General features: G+C 76.2%; 19 protein-coding genes. 11 read left to right on the plus strand and 8 right to left on the minus strand.

Annotated features, from left to right (window positions below; genetic code table 11):
* Position 1: 1 nt before the first annotated feature.
* A complete protein-coding gene (ligD, locus tag BJ968_RS14145; RefSeq protein WP_179752870.1) occupies positions 2 to 931 on the plus strand; it encodes a non-homologous end-joining DNA ligase in 930 nt (309 codons plus the stop codon).
* 20 nt (positions 932 to 951) lie between these two features.
* Here the strand turns inward: ligD and BJ968_RS14150 are convergent, their stop codons facing one another.
* On the minus strand, positions 952 to 2,076 hold the full coding sequence (locus BJ968_RS14150) for an alpha/beta fold hydrolase (protein WP_179752873.1): 1,125 nt from the start codon (positions 2,074 to 2,076) through the stop codon (positions 952 to 954).
* 152 nt (positions 2,077 to 2,228) lie between these two features.
* Here BJ968_RS14150 and BJ968_RS26700 point away from each other — a divergent pair, with 152 nt between their 5' ends.
* Together BJ968_RS26700 and BJ968_RS14160 are read left to right on the plus strand one after the other, a co-directional pair.
* Positions 2,229 to 2,765, plus strand: coding sequence for a CGNR zinc finger domain-containing protein (locus tag BJ968_RS26700; RefSeq protein WP_343078028.1), 537 nt, complete (start codon positions 2,229 to 2,231; stop codon positions 2,763 to 2,765).
* 69 nt (positions 2,766 to 2,834) lie between these two features.
* Entirely contained in the window at positions 2,835 to 3,698 is an 864-nt protein-coding gene (locus BJ968_RS14160; protein WP_179752875.1) for a GNAT family N-acetyltransferase, read from the plus strand.
* Here BJ968_RS14160 and BJ968_RS14165 read toward each other — a convergent pair whose 3' ends face one another.
* Positions 3,699 to 4,175, minus strand: coding sequence for a DUF4383 domain-containing protein (locus BJ968_RS14165; protein WP_425491500.1), 477 nt, complete (start codon positions 4,173 to 4,175; stop codon positions 3,699 to 3,701).
* 27 nt (positions 4,176 to 4,202) lie between these two features.
* The gene (locus BJ968_RS14170) at positions 4,203 to 5,294 is read right to left on the minus strand and encodes an FUSC family protein (RefSeq protein ID WP_179752879.1); all 1,092 of its coding nucleotides are present in this window, start codon (positions 5,292 to 5,294) and stop codon (positions 4,203 to 4,205) included.
* Positions 5,295 to 5,353: 59 nt separating this feature from the next.
* Here BJ968_RS14170 and purD point away from each other — a divergent pair, with 59 nt between their 5' ends.
* The 6 genes from purD to BJ968_RS14200 all read left to right on the plus strand — a co-directional run bounded on the left by purD (position 5,354) and on the right by BJ968_RS14200 (position 10,999).
* On the plus strand, positions 5,354 to 6,613 hold the full coding sequence (gene purD, locus BJ968_RS14175) for a phosphoribosylamine--glycine ligase (protein WP_179752881.1): 1,260 nt from the start codon (positions 5,354 to 5,356) through the stop codon (positions 6,611 to 6,613).
* Positions 6,610 to 7,488, plus strand: coding sequence for a phosphoribosylaminoimidazolesuccinocarboxamide synthase (locus BJ968_RS14180; protein WP_179752883.1), 879 nt, complete (start codon positions 6,610 to 6,612; stop codon positions 7,486 to 7,488). Before purD ends, BJ968_RS14180 begins: the two co-directional genes overlap by 4 nt.
* Before the next feature lie 68 nt (positions 7,489 to 7,556).
* Positions 7,557 to 8,966 carry an amidase gene (locus tag BJ968_RS14185; RefSeq protein WP_343078029.1) on the plus strand — a complete coding sequence of 470 codons (1,410 nt, stop codon included), beginning with the start codon at positions 7,557 to 7,559 and terminating at the stop codon, positions 8,964 to 8,966.
* Positions 8,967 to 9,120: 154 nt separating this feature from the next.
* A complete protein-coding gene (locus tag BJ968_RS14190; RefSeq protein WP_179752887.1) occupies positions 9,121 to 9,897 on the plus strand; it encodes a DUF4253 domain-containing protein in 777 nt (258 codons plus the stop codon).
* Complete coding sequence (locus BJ968_RS14195) at positions 9,888 to 10,307, plus strand: CidA/LrgA family protein (RefSeq protein ID WP_343078030.1); 420 nt, start codon at positions 9,888 to 9,890, stop codon at positions 10,305 to 10,307. The genes BJ968_RS14190 and BJ968_RS14195 overlap by 10 nt, the downstream gene beginning before the upstream one ends.
* Positions 10,304 to 10,999 (plus strand): LrgB family protein, encoded by a 696-nt coding sequence (locus BJ968_RS14200; RefSeq protein ID WP_179752889.1) that lies wholly within the window; start codon positions 10,304 to 10,306, stop codon positions 10,997 to 10,999. Before BJ968_RS14195 ends, BJ968_RS14200 begins: the two co-directional genes overlap by 4 nt.
* A 66-nt stretch (positions 11,000 to 11,065) precedes the next feature.
* On the opposite strand, the gene BJ968_RS14205 is transcribed toward BJ968_RS14200, so the two are convergent.
* Complete coding sequence (locus tag BJ968_RS14205) at positions 11,066 to 12,568, minus strand: MFS transporter (RefSeq protein ID WP_179752891.1); 1,503 nt, start codon at positions 12,566 to 12,568, stop codon at positions 11,066 to 11,068.
* Positions 12,569 to 12,705: 137 nt separating this feature from the next.
* Here BJ968_RS14205 and BJ968_RS14210 point away from each other — a divergent pair, with 137 nt between their 5' ends.
* The gene (locus BJ968_RS14210; RefSeq protein ID WP_179752893.1) at positions 12,706 to 13,353 is read left to right on the plus strand and encodes a TetR family transcriptional regulator; all 648 of its coding nucleotides are present in this window, start codon (positions 12,706 to 12,708) and stop codon (positions 13,351 to 13,353) included.
* A gap of 83 nt (positions 13,354 to 13,436) precedes the next feature.
* Here BJ968_RS14210 and BJ968_RS14215 read toward each other — a convergent pair whose 3' ends face one another.
* Positions 13,437 to 13,946, minus strand: coding sequence for an Lrp/AsnC ligand binding domain-containing protein (locus BJ968_RS14215; RefSeq protein ID WP_179752895.1), 510 nt, complete (start codon positions 13,944 to 13,946; stop codon positions 13,437 to 13,439).
* Positions 13,947 to 14,048: 102 nt separating this feature from the next.
* Between BJ968_RS14215 and ald the strand changes: the two genes are divergently transcribed.
* A complete protein-coding gene (gene ald / locus BJ968_RS14220; RefSeq protein ID WP_179756723.1) occupies positions 14,049 to 15,164 on the plus strand; it encodes an alanine dehydrogenase in 1,116 nt (371 codons plus the stop codon).
* 30 nt (positions 15,165 to 15,194) lie between these two features.
* Here the strand turns inward: ald and BJ968_RS26705 are convergent, their stop codons facing one another.
* From BJ968_RS26705 to BJ968_RS14235, 3 genes are read right to left on the minus strand one after another with little or no spacing between them, the layout of a single operon-like run.
* Positions 15,195 to 16,226 carry a 2Fe-2S iron-sulfur cluster-binding protein gene (locus BJ968_RS26705; protein WP_218885057.1) on the minus strand — a complete coding sequence of 344 codons (1,032 nt, stop codon included), beginning with the start codon at positions 16,224 to 16,226 and terminating at the stop codon, positions 15,195 to 15,197.
* Entirely contained in the window at positions 16,223 to 17,341 is a 1,119-nt protein-coding gene (locus BJ968_RS14230) for a Rieske 2Fe-2S domain-containing protein (RefSeq protein WP_179752897.1), read from the minus strand. Before BJ968_RS14230 ends, BJ968_RS26705 begins: the two co-directional genes overlap by 4 nt.
* Positions 17,338 to 18,180 (minus strand): IclR family transcriptional regulator domain-containing protein, encoded by an 843-nt coding sequence (locus BJ968_RS14235; protein WP_218885058.1) that lies wholly within the window; start codon positions 18,178 to 18,180, stop codon positions 17,338 to 17,340. Before BJ968_RS14235 ends, BJ968_RS14230 begins: the two co-directional genes overlap by 4 nt.
* Positions 18,181 to 18,195 lie beyond the last annotated feature (15 nt).

The following is an 18,195-nucleotide window of genomic DNA, read 5'->3' on the forward strand; positions in this document are numbered from 1 at the left end:
GGTGGGCGCCGGCGAGGACGACGTCGTCGTCGACGTCGAGGGCCGCCACCTGCGCCTGCGGCGGCTGGAGAAGGTCCTGTACCCCGCCACGGGCACCACGAAGGCCGAGGTCGTCGCCTACGTGACGGCCGTGGCGCCCGCCCTGCTGGCCCAGGTGCGCGGGCGGCCGCTGACCCGCCGGCGCTGGCCCGACGGCGTCACCGGCGGGTCGTTCTTCGAGAAGGGCGTCCCGCGCGGCGCGCCGGACTGGCTGCGGACCGTGGAGCTGGAGTCCCTCGGCAGCACGAGGGGCCGCGGGACGGTCCGCTACCCGCTCGTCGACGACCTCGCCGGCCTGGTGTGGCTGGCGGACCTGGCCGCCCTGGAGCTGCACGTGCCGCAGTGGCGCGTCGGGCCCCGCGGCGGCGTGCGCCACCCCGACCGGCTCGTCGTCGACCTGGACCCCGGGCAGGGGGCGGGGCTGGCCGAGTGCGCGGAGGTGGCCCGCGCCGCCCGGGAGCGCCTGGAGGCCGACGGGCTGCGGTGCCACCCCGTGACGTCGGGGTCGAAGGGACTGCAGCTGTACGCACCGGTCTCGGGGGCCCAGGGCGCCGACGTGCTGCGCTCCTACGCGCGCCGCCTCGCCGAGGGCCTGGAGCGGGACCGCCCCGACCTGGTCGTCAGCCGGGTGACGAAGACCCGGCGCGGCGGGAGGGTGCTGCTGGACTGGAGCCAGAACGACGCGGGGAGGACGACCGTCGCCCCGTACTCCCCGCGCGGGCGGCACCGCCCCTGCGCCGCCGCGCCGCGGACGTGGGCCGAGCTGGAGGACCCGGGGTCGTTGCGGCAGCTGACGCTGGCGGAGGTCGCCGACCGCCACGCCCGCGACGGGGACCTGCTGGCCGCCCTCGGTCCCGGCGCCGAGCCGGGACCGCGGGTCCCCACGCGCTGAGGCGCGGACGGCCGTCCCCGTCACCGCCGCCGCACGTCCAGGGCGGTGCGCACCCCCCACAGGTGGTCCTCCGGCCGTTCCCAGGCCGCGAAGTGGCCGCCGCGGTCGTGCTCGCGCCAGGCGACCACGTCGAAGAAGCGCTCGGCGAACCGGCGCGGGGCGTTGACGAGGTCCCGGGGGAACAGCGTGAACACGGTGGGCACCTCCAGGCGCGGCCACCGCTTCGGGTCCTCGGCCGCGTAGGGGGTGAAGGAGGTGCCGATCGCGCCGCTGACCCAGTACGCGGTGATCCACGTCAGCGCCTCGTCGAGGCTGAAGACGTCGGTGAGGGAGCCGTCGCCGTCGGTCCAGCGCAGCAGCTTCTCCCCGATCCACGCCGCGAGCCCGGCGGGGGAGTCGCCGAGGGCGACGGCGAGGGTGCCCGGCCGGGTCGACTGCTCGTGCATGTACCCGCCCTCGGTGCGCTGCCACCGGTGCCCGCGCTCGACGTAGGCCCGCTCCTCGGCGTCCAGGTCGGCGGGCAGGTCCCGCAGGAAGTGGTGCTGCGAGACGTCGGTGAGGTGCAGCGCGGAGACGGCGTCGGGGTGGCGGGCGGCGAGGGCCTCGGCGACGTCGCACCCGACGTCCCCGGCCGAGACGACGTACCGGTCGAACCCGAACTCGGTCATGGCCGCGGCGACGGCCTCCGCGGCGGCCGACGCGGCCAGGCCGCCGCCCGGGACGGGGGCGGCGAACGGGAACCCCGGCAGCGCCGGGACGACGACGGTCACGTCCCCCAGCCGCGGCAGGAGCCGCTCGAAGCGCAGGACCGAGTCGGGCCACCCGTGCAGCAGCAGGACGACGGGGGCGTCCGCGCCGCCGGGGGCGCCGGCGCGCGCCGGGGCGACCACGGCCCGCACGGGCACGTCGGTGCGCTCGGTCCCGAACCACCCGAGGGCCTCGATGCGGTCCTCCTGGGCCCGCCAGTCGAAGCGGTCGCGCCAGTGCTCCAGGAGCGCGTCCAGCAGGTCCGGGGGCAGACCCAGGTCGAGCGGGTCGCGGCCGGGGACGGAGGCGGCGACCGCCACGCGGCGGTGGCGGGCCAGCCGCTCGTGCAGGTCGTCCAGGACGGCCTGGTCGGTGCGCTCGAAGGCGTTCGCTCTCACGCGGATCTCCCTTCCCGGGTGGGGGGCAGCGGGCCACGGGGCCCGGTGGCGGTCCTGGTCCTGGTCGTCGTCGGGGAGCAGTTCGACACCGTTGAAGCGTAGAACCGGTGTCGTAGGGGCTGTCAACACCGCCGTCGGGCTAAGCTGGTGTCGTGGACCGGACGGTGGACGACCTCGACCTCGTGGCGCGGTTCCTCAACACCCTCGACGAGCGCACGTTCACCCGGCACGGGCAGGAGCACACCGCCGTCGACGACCTCACCTCCGTCGAGGCCCTCACCTCCTGGCTGCGCGCCCACGACCTGGCCACCGCCGGCGCGGTCCTGCACCCCGCCGACCTCGAGACCGCGCTGCGGCTGCGGACGGCGCTGCGGGCCGCCCTCCTCGACCCCGACCCCGGCCCCCGCGGCGGTGCGCTGGCCGGCTTCCCCGTCCACCTGGCCCCCGGCCCCGGCTCCGGCCTGCGCCTGCGCGCCGACACCGGGGTGCCGGGCCTCGACGTCCTCCTGGAGACGGTCGCCACCGCCGCGGCCACCGGCCGCTGGGCTCGGCTGAAGCTGTGCGCCGCACCGGAGTGCCGCTGGGCCTTCCACGACACCTCCCGCAGCGGCGCCGGCCGCTGGTGCTCGATGGAGATCTGCGGCAACCGGCACAAGACCGCCGCCTACCGCCGTCGGCGCACCGCCTGACGGCGCGCCCGGGCCCCGCGGCGCGGGAAACCGGTTGACCTACACCGGGCCGGCCGGTCGACTGGCCCGGTGCTGGAACTCAGGACCCGCCTGTCCGAGGACGACCTGCGCGCCGTCGCCGACCTCGAGCGCCGCGTCGTCGCCCACGACGGGGGACGGCTGAAGATCGAGTGGGGGGACCTGCGGAACCGGTCCGGGGAGGCCGTGAACGACCTGCTGTGGCGGGTCGACGGCCGGGTCCTGGGGTTCGTCGGGATCGACTCCTGGAACGGGCGCGTCGCCGAGCTCGTCGGCGCGGTCGACCCGGTCGCCCGCGGCCGGGGGATCGGCTCGGCCCTGCTCGCGGCCGCCGTGGACGTCTGCCGCGAGCGCGGCTTCGGTCAGGCGCTGCTCATCGTGCCGCGGTCCTCGGCCGCCGGTCACCACCTGGCGCAGCGGCGCGGGGCGCCGCTGGAGCACTCCGAGCACGCCCTGCGCCTGGACGCCCCGCCCGAGCCCGGCGCGCCGGACCCGCGGACGACGCTGCGGGCGGCCACCACCGACGACCTGGCCGTCCTGACCCGCCTGCTCACCGACGCCTTCGGCCAGGCGCCCACGCACCTGGAGGCCGGGTTCGCCACCGGCCGCACGCTCGTCGTCGAGCACGCCGGGGAACCGGTGGGGACCGTCCGGCTGCAACGGGAAGCGGACACCGGCGGGGTCTACGGGTTCGCCGTCGACCCCCGGCACCAGGGCCGGGGGATCGGCCGGGACGTCCTGCGCCGGGTCTGCCGGGAGTTCTTCGCCGACGGCGCGCGGACCGTCCGGCTGGAGGTCGCCGTCGGCAACGACCGCGCCCTGGGCCTGTACACGTCCGTCGGCTTCACCCGCGTCCAGACCGAGGACTACTACGACCTGCCGCTGGCGCGGCGGGCCCCGGGCGTCAGCGGGTGATCAGAACACGCCCAGCTGCGCGACGTGCTTCCTGCGCGCCCGCACGGCCCCGCCGAGGACCACGGCGAACAGCGCCAGGTGCAGCCAGTTGCTGGCGACGTTCACCACGAGGTCGCTGCGCGTGGCGTTGACCACCAGCCCCGCCCCCGACAGGCCGGCCAGGAGGTAGGCCAGGGCGGTGAAGACCACGGCCTTGTGGGCCTGGCGGACCGACCCGGACACCGACAGGACCGTCAGGCCGAACAGGACCTGCAGCGACGCGCTGACGACCGACGTGCGGAACAGCCCGAACAGGTTCGCGCCGGAGCTGTAGAGACCCAGCTCGGAGTAGTGCGTCACGACGCCGGGCACCAGGCCCAGGACCCCCAGGCCCAGCACGAGGGCGCCCACGGCGCGGGCGTAGGAGGTGACGGGACCGCCGGCCTCGGCGGGGTTCGCGGACTCGATCGCGGCGGGAGCGGTGGCAGGAGCGTTCACGGGGGACATCATCGCGGATCCGCGCGATCACCCCGGCAGCAGGCGGTGCGCCTCCGCGGCGCCCATCCCCTGCGCCTGCAGCAGGTCCACGACGCTCGAGCGCAGCTGCGCCACCACCACCGTCGCCGACAGCGACTCGGCCCCCAGCGTCCGCGGGCCCAGCGTCACCGCCAGCTCCTGCAGCCCCGCCACCGACGGCGGCACCGACTCGCCCGGGTAGGCCGGCTCGCCCACCGCGCGGACCGCCGCCGCCAGGCCCTCCATGGCCCCGGCCAGGGAGTCCGGCATCGGCTCGTCGTACTTCAGGGCCGTGCTCACCCGGCGCAGCGCCACCCGCAGGTTGCGCGTGGCCCGGTCCATCCCGGCCTGCAGCTTCTTCTGCTGCAGGATCTCCCCGCGCCCGCTGCGCCGCAGCGGCGACAGCCGGTGGACCTCCTGCCCGGCGTTGACCGACTGCGACCAGCCCTCCAGCTCCGCCTGGGTGCCCCGGGCCCGGTTCAGCACGTCCTCGGCCTTCGCCGCGTCCCGCGTCCGCAGGGCGTCCGCGCCGTCCTCCAGCAGGTCCGCGAGCTGCCCCGCGTACGCCCGGGCCCGCCCCCGCACGTCGCGCCGCGGGTCCGGCGGCAGCAGCGCCGCCACCGCCAGCGCCACCACCACGCCCGTCATGGCGTCCAGCCAGCGCGCGCCGCCCCCGCCCCCCGGCGTGGGCGGGTAGGCGACGATGAACGCCGCCTGCAGGGCCGCCTGGTTGACCAGGAGGATCCCCGAGTCCAGGAAGCGGGCCACGAACATGGACGCGGCCACGATCGCGGTGATCTGCAGCGGGCCGCGCCCCACGGCGTGCACGACGAGCGTCCCCAGCAGCACCCCGATGGTGACGCCGACGCCGAGCTCACCGACCCGCCGCAGCCGCTGGTTGTTCTGCACCCCCAGGCACACCACGACCGCCACGCACGCGAAGACCGGGTACGGCTGGTCCCACAGCGCCTGCGCCAGCATCCACGCCAGACCCGCCCCCACCCCGCACTGCGCGATCTGCCACCACGAGCCCTGCCAGCGCTGCCAGCCCGTGCGGGCCCGGCGGCGGACGGTCAGCGCGTACGGGATCGTGCGGGGCACGGCGCGATCATCCCGCACGCGGACCGGGCAGCCACTCCGAACCTCTACCCTCGGTGCCCGTGGACGTCCTCGTCATCGGCTCCGGTGCCCGCGAACACGCCCTCGTGCGTGCCCTGCTCGACGACCCGGGGGTGAACCGCGTGGTCGTCGCCCCCGGCAACGCCGGCACCGCCCTCGTGGCCCCCGCCGAGCCCGTGGAGGCGACCGACCCCGACGCCGTCGCCGCGCTCGCGACCCGGCTCGGCGTCGACCTCGTCGTCGTCGGCCCGGAGGCCCCGCTCGTGGCGGGTGTCGCCGACGCCGTCCGCGCCGCCGGGATCCCCGTCTTCGGGCCCTCCGGCGAGGCCGCGCGGCTGGAGGGGTCCAAGGCCTTCGCCAAGGAGGTCATGGCCGCCGCGGCCGTCCCCACCGCCATGGCGCACCTGTGCACCACCGAGGAGGAGGTCGCCGCGGCCCTCGACGCGTTCGGCGCCCCGCACGTCGTCAAGGACGACGGCCTGGCCGCCGGCAAGGGCGTCGTCGTGACGTCGGACCGGGAGGCGGCCCTGGCCCACGCCCGCACGTGCCTGGAGCACGGCCCCGTCGTCGTGGAGGAGTTCCTCGACGGCCCCGAGGTCAGCGTCTTCTGCCTCACCGACGGCACGTCCGTCGTGGCGCTGGCCCCCGCGCAGGACTTCAAGCGCGCCCTCGACGGCGACGAGGGCCCCAACACGGGCGGCATGGGGGCCTACTCCCCGCTGCCGTGGGCCCCGCCGGGGCTGGCGGCCGAGGTCGTCGAGCGCATCGCCCAGCCCGTCGTCGACGAGATGGCCCGGCGCGGCACCCCCTTCAGCGGCGTCCTGTACTGCGGCCTGGCGCTGACCTCCCGCGGCACCCGCGTCATCGAGTTCAACGCCCGGTTCGGCGACCCCGAGACCCAGGTCGTCCTCGCCCGGCTCGCCACTCCGCTGGGGGCGGTCCTGCACGCCTGCGCCACGGGTGCGCTCGGTGAGCAGCCGCCGCTGCGCTGGCGCGACGACGCGGCCGTCACCGTGGTCCTCGCCTCGCCCGGCTACCCCGAGGCCCCCGTCACCGGCGGGCTGCTGCGCGGGCTGGCCGAGGCCGAGGCCGTCGGCGGGGCCAGCGTCCTGCACGCCGGCACCGCCCCCGCGCCCGACGGCACCGGCATTGTCAGCTCCGGCGGGCGCGTGCTGTCCGTGGTGGGGGTCGGCGAGGACCTCGCCGCGGCCCGCGCCGCGGCCTACGAGGCCGTGGAGCTCGTCGACCTCGACGGCGGCCGGTTCCGCCGCGACATCGCGCTGACGGCGGCCCGCGCGTGAGCGCCCCCGAGCTCGACGGCTGGACGCACACCTACTCCGGCAAGGTCCGCGACCTCTACGTCCCGGCCACCGGCCGGGACGGGACCGTGCTCGTCGTCGCCAGCGACCGCATCTCCGCCTACGACCACGTGCTGTCGACCACCGTCCCCGGCAAGGGCGCGGTCCTGACGGCCCTGTCGCTGTGGTGGTTCGAGCAGCTGCGCGACATCGTCCCGAACCACGTCCTGTCCACCGACGTGCCCGCCGCCGTCGCGGGGCGGGCCATGGTGTGCCGGGAGCTGGAGATGTTCCCCGTGGAGTGCGTCGCCCGCGGCTACCTCACCGGCTCCGGCCTCGTGGAGTACCAGCGGGACCAGGCCGTGTGCGGGGTCCCGCTGCCGCCCGGGCTCGTCGACGGCTCCCGGCTGGAGGAGCCGATCTTCACCCCCGCCACCAAGGCCGAGGTCGGCGAGCACGACGAGAACGTGTCCTTCGCGCACGTCGCCGCCACCGTCGGCGCGCAGGCGGCCGCCGAGCTGCGCGACCTGACCCTGGCCGTGTACCGGCGCGCCGAGCGGATCGCCCGCGAGCGCGGGATCGTGCTGGCCGACACCAAGCTGGAGTTCGGCCGCGCCGACGGCGCCACGGTCCTCGGCGACGAGGTCCTCACCCCCGACTCCTCGCGGTTCTGGCCCGCCGAGAGCTGGGAACCGGGCCGCGCCCAGCCCAGCTTCGACAAGCAGTTCGTCCGGGACTGGCTGACGTCCCCGGCCTCCGGCTGGGACCGGACGGGTTCCCAGCCCCCGCCGGAACTGCCCGCCGAGGTCGTGGAGAAGACCCGCGAGCGGTACGTCGACGCCTACGAGCGGCTGACGGGACAGCCCTTCGCCGGGTGACGCCCACCCGGCCGCACCGCGACCGTCGCCCGTCCGCCCCGGCCCCCCGGGTGAACCCCGGCCGGGGGGTGGGTGACGAGCTGGCCCTCCTGGCCTCGGGCCGGGCGGGTTCGGTGGACCTCGTGCGCGAGCACCTGGCCCGCGCCGCCGCCCACGACGACGACTCCGCCGCCGGACCGGGCCTGCGGGCCCTCGTCGCGGTCGACCCGGCCGCCGGGCGGCACGCCGCCCGCCTCGACGCCGAACGGGCCGCCGGCACCGTCCGCGGCCCCCTGCACGGGGTGCCGCTGGTCGTGAAGGACAACATCGCCACCGGTGACCTGCCGACGTCGGCGGGCAGCGCCGCCCTGGCCACCTACCGGCCGCGCGACGCCGCCGTCGTGGTGCGCCGGCTGCGCCGGGCCGGGGCCCTCGTCCTGGCCACGACGAACCTGTCCGAGCTCAGCTGGCACGGGACGTTCACCCGCTCCTCGGTGCGGGGCCTGGCCCGCAACCCCCACGACCGGCGGCTCAGCACCTCGGGGTCCAGCGGCGGCACGGCCGCGGCCGTCGCGGCGGGCTTCGCCCCCGCCGGGCTGGGCACCGACTCCTGCGGCTCGGTCCTGGGCCCCGCCGCCCACCAGGGCCTGGTGGGTTTCCGGCCCACGCGCGGCACCGTCCCGCTCGACGGGGTGGTGCCCCTGTCGCCCCGGCAGGACGCCGTGGGGCCCCTGGCGACGTCCGTCGCCGACGCCGCCCTGCTGGCCTCGGTGCTCGCGGCGGACCCCTCGCTGGCCCCGCCGTTCCCCGCCGGTGCGTTGCGGGGCAAGCGGATCGGCTGGTTCCCGTGGGAACCCCACACCGGGCCCGCGGCGGCGCCGGTGGACGCGCTGGTCCACCGGGCGCTGGGCGACCTGGCCGCGCGGGGCGCGCACGTCGTGGAGGTCCCGTTCACCCCGGGGTTCGCCGCGCGGCTCGCCGACGGCGGGTGGCTGGACGTGCGCGCGAGCCTCGACGCGTTCCTGGGCACCACCCCGGCCCGCTGGCCCGACGGGCTGGCCGAGCTGACCGCCCCGCACGGCCGGCTGACGCTGTCCGACGTGGTCGCCGACGGCCGCTCGACGGTGCCCCCCGACGTCCTGGCGACCTGGCTGGCGCTGCCCGACGTCCCCAACCCGGCCTACGACGCGGCGGTCGCGGCGCAGGACACGGGCCGGCGGCTGCTCGGGGAGTTCTTCGCCGCGCACGACCTGGCCGCGCTGGCGATGCCCACGGCGACCGCACCGGCCACCCCGGACCGGGCCGGGACGGCGTTCTGCGGGGTCACCGCGAACACCGGGTTCCCCGCGGTCACGGTGCCCGCCGGGTCCACCCCCGAGGGGCTGCCCGTCGGTCTGCAGCTCGTCGCCCCGCCCGGCGCCGACGCCGCGCTGCTGGCCCTGGCCCACGACTACGAGCAGGCCACCGGCCACCACCGCCCACCCCCCGGGTTCGGCTGACCCCGGCTCCCCGCCCCACCTCCTCGGTGATCAAGCACTTCGGTGATCAAGCACTCCTGTCCACAAGTGCTTGATCACCGGGGGAGGAGAGGGAGGAGGAGGGGGAGCGGCGTCCGGCGTGGTCGGCGCCGCCCCGGCCTGGCACGGTGGTCCCGTGCCCCGCCTCCCGCCGCCCGACCTCCTCGCCGCCGTCCCCGACCTGCCCCCCGGCCGCCTCGTCGCCCCCGCGGGGATGCCCGGCGCGGGCCCGGTGCTGTGGGTGGGCGAGGCACCGGCCGCCCCCGGTGACTGGGCCCGCCACGCCGGGCGGCACCCGGTCACCGGTCTGTGGCCGGTGCTGCTGGAGGGCCTGGACCGGGACGACCTCGAACGGCCCTGGCTCGTGGGGGAGTTCTCCGGCCCCGCCGACGTCGTGCCCGTCGACGTGGAGGCGTTCCTCGCCGGGCAGCACGCCGGGGCCCTCGAGGGCGACGAGGAGCACCCCGACGGGCCCGGCCCCGCCTGGCCCGGGCTCTCACCGGCCCTGCCGGCCGTCGAGGACCCGCTCGCGGCGGCGGCCCGGTTCGCCGACGAGCTCGTCACGCGCAGCGGCCACCACCACCTCGGCCTCGTCGCCGCCGACCGGGGTGCCGACGTCCTCGCCGCGATCGGCTGGTTCGGCGCCGTCAACAGCGACGTCGCCCCCGCGACCCTGTCCGCCGTGCTGCGCAGCTGGGAGGACCGCTTCGGCGTCCGCGTCGTCGCGCTGGGTTTCGACACCCTGCACGTCAGCGTCGCCGCCCCGCCGGCCTCGCTCCCGCAGGCCCTGCCCGTCACCGCCGAGCACCTGGCGTTCTGCCCCGGCGAGGTGACCCAGCTCGGCCCCGGCGGTGTGCGGGAGCACGCCGCCGCCCTCGTCGGGCACCGGGCGTGGGGGTTCTGGTGGGACTGACCCCACCGGCCCCCGCGGGCCCGGCGCGGTCCGCTCGCGGCTGGCCCGCCCACGTCCCGGCCGTGCTGGCCGCGCTGGCGCTGCTGCTGGGGCTGCAGCTGCTCGGCACGGTCCTCGTCGACCTCACGCACCTGCCGGTCCCGGGCGCCGTCGTGGGGCTCGTCGTGCTGCTCGGCGTGGGGGCGCGGTTCCCGGGGTTCGCGCGGCGGGCCGAACCCGCCGGTGAACCGCTGCTGAAGCACCTGCAGCTCCTCTTCGTCCCCCCCGGCGTGGGGGCGCTGACCCAGCTGTCGACGCTCGTCCAGCAGGCCGCACCGCTGGCGCTCGCGGTCGTGGGGTCCTTCGCGGCCGGTCTGGTCGTCGCCGGGCTGCTGCTGCAGCGGCTGCTGCGACGCGGGCCGGGGGCGTGAACGCGCTCGTCCACGCCCCCGGTTTCGGGCTGGCGCTCACCCTGGCCGCCTACCTGGGGGCCGGGGAGCTGCACCGGCGGCTGGGCCGGCCGGCGCTGCTCGCGCCCGTCCTCGTGACGATGGTCGTCGTCGCGGTCGTGCTGGAGGTCCTGCGGATCCCCTACGCCGAGTACCTCGCCTCGGTGTCGGTCCTGACCCTGCTGCTGGGGCCCGCGACGGTCGCCCTCGCGCTGCCCCTGCTGCGCTCGGGGCGGGCGCTGCTGGCCGACCGGCTCGCGGTGCTCCTCACGCTCGTCGTCACGGGAGCGGTCAGCGTCACCGTGACGGTCGGCGCGCTCGTGGCGCTGGGAGCCCCCGACGACCTCGTCCTCACGACCCTGCCGCGGTCGGTCACGACCCCCGTCGCGCTCACGGTGGGGGAGACGATCGGGGCGAACACGACGCTGGCGGTCGTGCTGACGCTCGTCTCGGGCGTCCTGGGCGCCACGGCCGGGCCGTGGCTGCTGGACCGGGTCCGCGTCCGGGACCCGCGGGCGCGGGGTTTCGCGATCGGGGTGGCCGCCCACGGCATCGGCACGTCGCGCGCGCTGGCGAAGTCCGACGTGGCGGGCGGCTGGTCGAGCGCGGCGATGGTGCTCAACGCCCTGGCGATGACGGTGGCGCTGCCCGTCGTCGCCCGCGCGTTCTCCTGACCCGCACCTGCACTCGGGGCCGGGGACCGTCGGTCCCCGGCCCCGGGTGGGTGCGGGTCGCCGCGGTCAGTGCGCCGCGCTGGGCGCCGGGACGGCGGAGACCGCCGCGAGGCGTTCCTGCCGCACCGCGTGCCGGTTCACCATGCCGCCGGAGACCACCGCGACGAGGAACGCCGCGATCGCCCCGCCGGTGAAGGCGACGTGGTAGCCGTGCAGCACCGCCTCGGCGGGGTTCCCGCCGTGGTGGGCGGCGGCGCTCGCGAACACCGTGGACAGCAGGGCCGTGCCGATGGAACCGCCGACCTGCTGGAACGTGTTGACGCTGGCGCTGGCGGCGCCGGCGTCCTCGCGGGCCACGCCCGCGGTCGCGGTGTTCATCGCCGAGGAGACGATGAGCCCCATGCCGAGGCCGGTGACCACGAGGGCGGGCAGGACCGTCCCGGCCCAGGTGCTGTCGACGTCGGTGCGCAGGAACAGCAGGATCCCGGCGGTGGCGGTCAGCCCACCGGCCCGCAGCAGGACCTTCGGCCCGACGCGGGGCAGCAGCCGCGGGGTGATCTGGGTGGCCGCCGTCATGATGGACAACGGCATGGGCAGGAACGACAGCCCGGTCTCCAGCGAGGAGAAACCCAGGGTCTGGTTCAGGTAGTACGTCAGGAACAGGAAGATCCCGAACATCGCGACGCCGACCAGGCCGATCGCGACGAGGGCGCCGCCGCGGTCGCGGTCGCGGACGACGCGCAGCGGCAGCAGCGGGTGGGCGGCGCGGGACTCGACGAGGACGAACAGGGCGACCAGGGCCGCGCCGACGGCGAGGCAGGCGATGGTCGTGGCGTCGGCCCAGCCGTCGCGCTCGGCGGAGGAGAAGCCGTAGACGATGCCGATGAGGCCCAGGGTGATCGTCGCGGTACCCAGCAGGTCCAGCCGCGGGCGGTGGCCGCGGACGGGTTTCGGCATGAGCAGCAGGGCGCCGGTGACGCCGAGGACGGCGAAGACGACGTTCACGTACAGGCACCAGCGCCACGTCGTGTACTCGGTGAGGACCCCGCCGAGCAGGACCCCGGTGGCGGCGCCGGACCCGGCGATGGCGCCGAAGACGCCGAACGCGCGGGCGCGCTCCTTGGGGTCGGTGAAGGTCGTGGTCAGCAGGGCGAGGGCGGACGGAGCGAGCAGCGCGCCGAACACGCCCTGGCCGGCGCGGGCCGCGACGAGCTGGCCGAAGTTCGCGGCCAGGCCGCCCGCGACGGAGGCCGCGGCGAAACCGACGAGGCCGACGACGAAGGTGTTCTTGCGGCCGAACAGGTCCCCGAGGCGGCCGCCGAGCAGCAGCAGCGAGCCGAAGGCGAGGGAGTAGGCCGTGACGATCCACTGCCGCTGGTCGTCGGCGAAACCCAGGTCGCGCTGGGCCGAGGGCAGGGCGATGTTGACGATGGTGGCGTCCAGGACGACCGCGAGCTGGGCGATGCCGATGACGGCGAGGACCAGCCAGCGGTGGTCGCGGGGGGCGGCGTGCTTGGGGTGCACGGTGGCGTGCGCCGGGACACTCGTCCGTGCGGTGTCGGAGCTCATGGAGTTCTCCAGGTGATCGGGGTGCCGGCAGGAGCGACGGGCCGGCTGAAGCGGACGTCTGACGTCCACTTCCACCAGCGTACACGCAAACGGACGAGATGTGTCCACTTGTTCCCGGCGCCGGGTAACCTGAGGGGGTGAGCACGACCGCCGCCCGTCCCCTGCGAGCCGACGCCGTCCGCAACCGGGCGCTCATCGTCGACGCCGCCCGCAGGCTCTTCGCCGAGCGCGGCCTCGACGTCACGCTCCACGACGTCGCCGAGGAGGCCGGAGTCGGGGTCGGCACGGTGTACCGCCGGTTCCCCGACAAGGACGCGCTGCTCGGCGGCCTCGTGACCGCCAAGTACGAGACGCTCCTGGAACTGGCCGAGCGGGCCGCCGCCCGGCCCACCGGGCGCGAGGCCCTGCGCGAGTACCTGCTGGGGGCCATGGAGCTGCGCTCCAGCGACCGCTCGCTGTCCACGGCCGTCATGCGCGCGGCGCCGCAGACCGCCGAGGCGCTGGAACTGCGCGAACGGCTGTGGACGGTCATCGACGGCGTCGTCGCGCGGGCGCAGGCCGAAGGCGTCGTGCGGCAGGGGTTCGAGCGCGACGACGTCGCGGCCGTGACCTCCATGATCGGTTCCATCGCCGACCGCAGCCGCGACGAGCACCCCGACGCCTGGCGGCGCTACGCCCTGCTCATCGCCGACGCGGTCTGCCCGCCGGCGGGGGAGCTGCCGCCCCTGGTGGGGCGGCCGCTGGAACCCCCCGTGGTCGGCGCGTGCGTCGCCTCCCGCGCCTGACCCACCACCCACCACCCCCTGACCCCAGCGCCTCGACCCCGCGCTGATCGATCACCGGAGGGTCGAGGGAGGGGCGGGGGCGGTCAGGAGCGGCCCGCGGCGCGGGTGTGCTCGAAGATCAGGCTGGTCTCGGTCAGCCCCACGTCCGGGTCCTGCGACAGGTGCTCGGCCACGAAGTCGCGCAGGGCCGCGGTGCTCTCGACGGCGACGTGCAGCAGGTAGTCGTCGGCCCCGGCGACGAAGTAGACGTCCAGCACCTCCGGCTGCCGGCGCATCCGCGCCACGAACGGGCCCATGCTGCCGCGGGCGTGGGCGGCGAGCTTGACCGCGATCATCGCCTGCAGGTCCAGCCCGAGCGCGGAGGGGTCGACGTCGGCGTGGAAGCCGCGGATGACGCCGGACTCGCGCAGCGCCCGGACCCGCAGCAAGCAGGTGGAGGGGGCGATCCCGACCTGCTGCGCCAGCGCCGCGTTCGTGGTGCGGGCGTCCTCGGCCAGCACGCGCAGGATCGCCCGGTCGACCGGGTCCACGACCCGTCGCAGCTTCTTCGGCTGGACGCCTCCCGGCGGGGTGCGGCTCGAAGCATCTTCCACGAGCCAAGCCTGCCACGAATCTTCTGCAGGCCGCTTGTCGCCCGGTCGAAGCCTGTTCACCCTGGACCTACCGGAGGACACGCACGAGGAGGAGTGAGCACCATGCGCATCGGGGTCCCCACCGAGGTCAAGAACCGCGAGTACCGCGTCGCGCTGACGCCGGCCGGTGTCCACGAGCTCGTCGGCCACGGCCACGAGGTCCTCGTCCAGGCCGGCGCCGGGCTGGGCAGCTCCCTGCCCGACCAGGAGTACGAGGCCGCCGGGGCCAAGGTCCTGTCCGACGTCGAGGAGGTGTGGGGCGCGGCGGACCTGCTGCTGAAGGTCAAGGAGCCGATCGCCTCCGAGCACCACCGGCTGCGCCGCGACCAGGTGCTGTTCACCTACCTCCACCTCGCCGCGTCCCGCGAGTGCACCGACGCCCTGCTCACCGCCGGGACGACGTCCATCGCCTACGAGACCGTCCAGCTGCCCGACCGCTCGCTGCCGCTGCTGGCCCCCATGAGCGAGGTCGCCGGCCGGCTCGCGCCGCAGGTCGGCGCCTACTCCCTGATGCGCGCGGCCGGCGGCCGCGGGGTCCTCATGGGCGGCGTCCCCGGTGTCCGCGGCGCCGACGTCGTCGTCATCGGGGCCGGGGTGTCCGGGCAGAACGCCGCGCAGATCGCCCTCGGCATGGGCGCCGAGGTCACCGTGCTGGACCTGTCCATCCCCAAGCTGCGCGAGGTCGACGCCCGCTTCGGCGGCGCCGTGCGCACCATCGTCTCGAACTCCTACGAACTGGCCCGCGCGGTCCGCTCGGCCGACCTCGTCATCGGCGCCGTCCTCGTCCCGGGGGCCAGGGCGCCGAAGCTGGTGAGCAACGAGCTCGTCGCCCAGATGCGCCCGGGGTCGGTGCTCGTCGACATCGCCATCGACCAGGGCGGCTGCTTCGAGGACTCCCGCCCCACGACCCACGACGACCCGACGTTCACCGTCCACGGGTCGGTGTTCTACTGCGTCGCGAACATGCCCGGCGCCGTCCCGCACACCTCCACCTACGCGCTGACGAACGCGACCCTGCCGTACGTCGCCAAGCTCGCGAACTCCGGCTGGAAGGCGGCGCTGACGGCCGACGCCGCGCTGGCCGCGGGTCTGTCCACCCACGACGGCTCGCTCGTCAACGCCGAAGTCGCTGCGGCGCACGGTCTCTCGTCGACCACCCTGGCCGACGCGCTGGCCTGACCCGCCGGCCCGACCCGCCCCGCGCACGGGTCAGGGGACGTCCAGGGTGACGACCCCCGACCCGTCCGCGGCGGTGACCCGGGACACGCAGACGCACAGGCGGTCGCCCGCGGCCTTCTGCTCGTCGCTGAGGAACACGTCCCGGTGGTCCAGCGTCCCGGCCGTCGCGCGGACGGGCAGGACGCACAACCCGCACTCGCCCTTGAGGCAGTCGTACATGAGGTCCGCGCCCGCGGCCTGCAGCGCCTCCAGGACGGTGCTGCCCGCCCCGACCCGGGTGGTGAGGCCCCAGCGGGGGACCCGCACCTCGAAGGCCTGCGCCTCGTGGCGGCCGGAGGTGCCGAAGGTCTCGTAGCGCAGGGCCGTCGGCGGCAGCCCCGCCCGCGCCCACGCCGCGCGCAGCTCGTCGAGCAGTCCCAGCGGCCCGCAGGCGTGGACCTCGGTCCCGGGGGCGTCCGCGGCGATCCGCCGGACCAGCGCGGCGACGTCGAGGCGGGTGCCCTCGTCGGAGACGTGGACGCGCAGCCGGTCCCCGAGCTCGGCGCCCAGGTCCTGCAGGTAGGGCATCCGGTCGCGGGAGCGGCCCGCGTAGACCAGTTCCACGGCGTCACCGCGCCGGGCCAGGGTGCGGGCCGCCGCCGCCAGCGCGGTGATGCCCACGCCCCCGGCCAGCAGCAGGTACCGCTCCGCCCCGGTCCGCAGGGGGAAGTTCTGCAGCGGGCCCGTGCAGACCAGGGGGTCCCCGGGGGCCAGCGAGTGCAGGTGCGCCGAACCGCCGCGGCTCGTGGCCGAGCGCAGCACCGTCAGGGCCAGCCGCCGGCCGTCGGCCGAACCGTCCACGACGGAGTAGGACCGCACCTCCGTGCGCCCCGCCACCGGGACGCGCACGTCCAGGTGGCTGCCCGGGTCCGCGCGCCGGGTCGGCCCGGGCAGTTCCAGCACGACGCGCCGCGCGCCGACCGCGACGTCCGCGGTCTCCACCACCCGCGCGGTCACCCAGCGCCCGGTCACCCCGCCGGTCACCCAGCGCCCGGTCACCCCGCCGGTCACCCCGCCGTTCACCGAGGCACCGGGGCGCCGGAGGCGGGCACGGCGCGCCCCTCCGCGGCGAGCATCCGGTCCAGCAGGCGGCGCACCCACATGCCGCCGGCGTCGACGCTGAGGCTGTAGAACACCTTGTCGGGGTGGGCGTCGATCGCCCGCTGCTGGGCGACCAGCATCGCCTCGTCCTCGGCGAACACCCCGCGGACGCCCTCGCGCAGCTGGGTCGTGATGAGCTGGCTGTCCAGGCGGTAGTTGCGCATGAACGCCCAGAAGTAGTGCGAGGTCGTGTCGGTCTCGGGGGTGACGGTGTTCATCACGTACCCGTTGACGCCGCGGGAGCGGTCGCCCTCGGGGGCACCGGTGCCGGCCTCGGCCACCCCGACGTCGATGCAGATCGTCGACGGCGCGTAGTAGTGGATGACCTGCCACCGGTCGACGCGGCCGGAGAACCCCGGGAACCGGTCGCGCATGTTCTTCAGCCAGAACGGCGGGGGTTCGACGTCGTGCATCCACCGGGTGACCGTGACGCTGCCGTCGTCCTCCAGCCGGGTGGTGAACTCGCTCTCGCTGAGCTCGGCCTGCCCGAGACTGGAACCGTGGACGAACTCCTCGTGGGTCAGGTCCATGAGGTTGTCCAGGACGAGCTGGTAGTTGCAGGGGGCCTCGATGGTCAGGCCGTCCCCGGCCCACTCGGGGGAGTCCATCTGGTGCATGTCCGGCACGGCCGAGGCGTCGGCCAGCAACGGGTCCCCGGGCCAGACCCACACGTACCGGTACCGCTCGACGACGGGGTAGGACGTCACGAGCGCGCTGGGGTTCACGGTGCGCTGAGCGGGCATCCCCGTGCACCGTCCGGCGGAGTTGTACTGCAGGCCGTGGTACGGGCACTGGATGCCGTCGCGTCCGACGAGCGTGCCCATCGACAGCGGGGCCAGCCGGTGCCAGCACGCGTCGTCGAGGGCGACGGGGCGCCCGTCCTGCGTGCGGTACAGGGCCAGCGGCCGGCCGGCCACGGTGCGCGCCATCGGCGCCTTCGCGGTGACCTCGTGGTCCCACGCCGCGGCGTACCAGGCGTTCAGGGGGTGCGGGAAGATCTTGGCGGCCACCCGGCCCGGGGCGTCCAGTTCGGTCACGGTGGTTCTCCCGACGTGCTCTCGGCGGCCCGTCGCGTCCTCGCGCGGGTCGGGTGAGGGTGGTCCGGGACCGCCGTCGCGCGCCACCCGTTCTTCCGGCCAGCGGAAGGTGGCGCGCCCAGGCTGCGGGAGACGCCCAGCGCCGCCGCGCGGACCGCCGGCACGAGGGCGGCGGTGGAGGCCGTGCCGGACCGCACGACGAGGGAGACCGCCGCCACCACCTCCCTGCCGGGCCCGCGCACGGGCGCGGCGACGGACACGGCGTCGTCGGTCACCTCCCGGTCGCTGATCGCCACGCCCGTGCGGTGCACCTCGGCCAGCACGGCGCGCAGCCGCGCAGGGTCGGTCTCGGTGCGCTCCGTCCAGCGCCGCACCGGCTGCGCCAGGGCCTGCTCCTGCACGTCGGCAGGGGCGTGGGCCAGCAGGGCCCGCCCGACACCGGTGGAGGGCAGCGGGAACCGCGCGCCGACCCGGGTCATCACCGTCACGGCCTCGCGGCCGGTGAGGCGCTCGACGAACACGCTCTCCAGCCCCTCCCGGACCGCGAGCTGGACGTTCTCGCGGGTCGCGACGTAGAGGTCCTCCAGGAACGGCAGCGCGACCTCGCGCAGGGTGTGGCCGCGCGGGGCGAGGGACCCGATCTCCCACAGCCGCAGCCCGACGTGCAGGGAACCCGACGCGTCGCGCTCCAGGGCCCCGCAGGCGAGCAGGTCCGCCACGATCCGGTGCGTCGTGGTCAGGGGCAGGCCCGCGGCGTCGGCCAGCTGCCCCAGCCGCATCGAGGGGTTCTCGCGGGTGAAGGCGGACAGCAGGCCGAACGTCCGCGAGGTCAGCGTCACCGCGGCACCGCGCCC

Source organism: Kineococcus aurantiacus (assembly GCF_013409345.1).
GTDB lineage: Bacteria > Actinomycetota > Actinomycetes > Actinomycetales > Kineococcaceae > Kineococcus > Kineococcus aurantiacus.

Coding starts and splice junctions, on each gene's coding strand:
- BJ968_RS14205 (WP_179752891.1), bottom strand. CDS start 12,568: ATGAGCTCCGACACCGCACGGACGAGTGTCCCGGCGCACGCCACCGTG.
- ald (WP_179756723.1), top strand. CDS start 14,049: ATGCGCATCGGGGTCCCCACCGAGGTCAAGAACCGCGAGTACCGCGTC.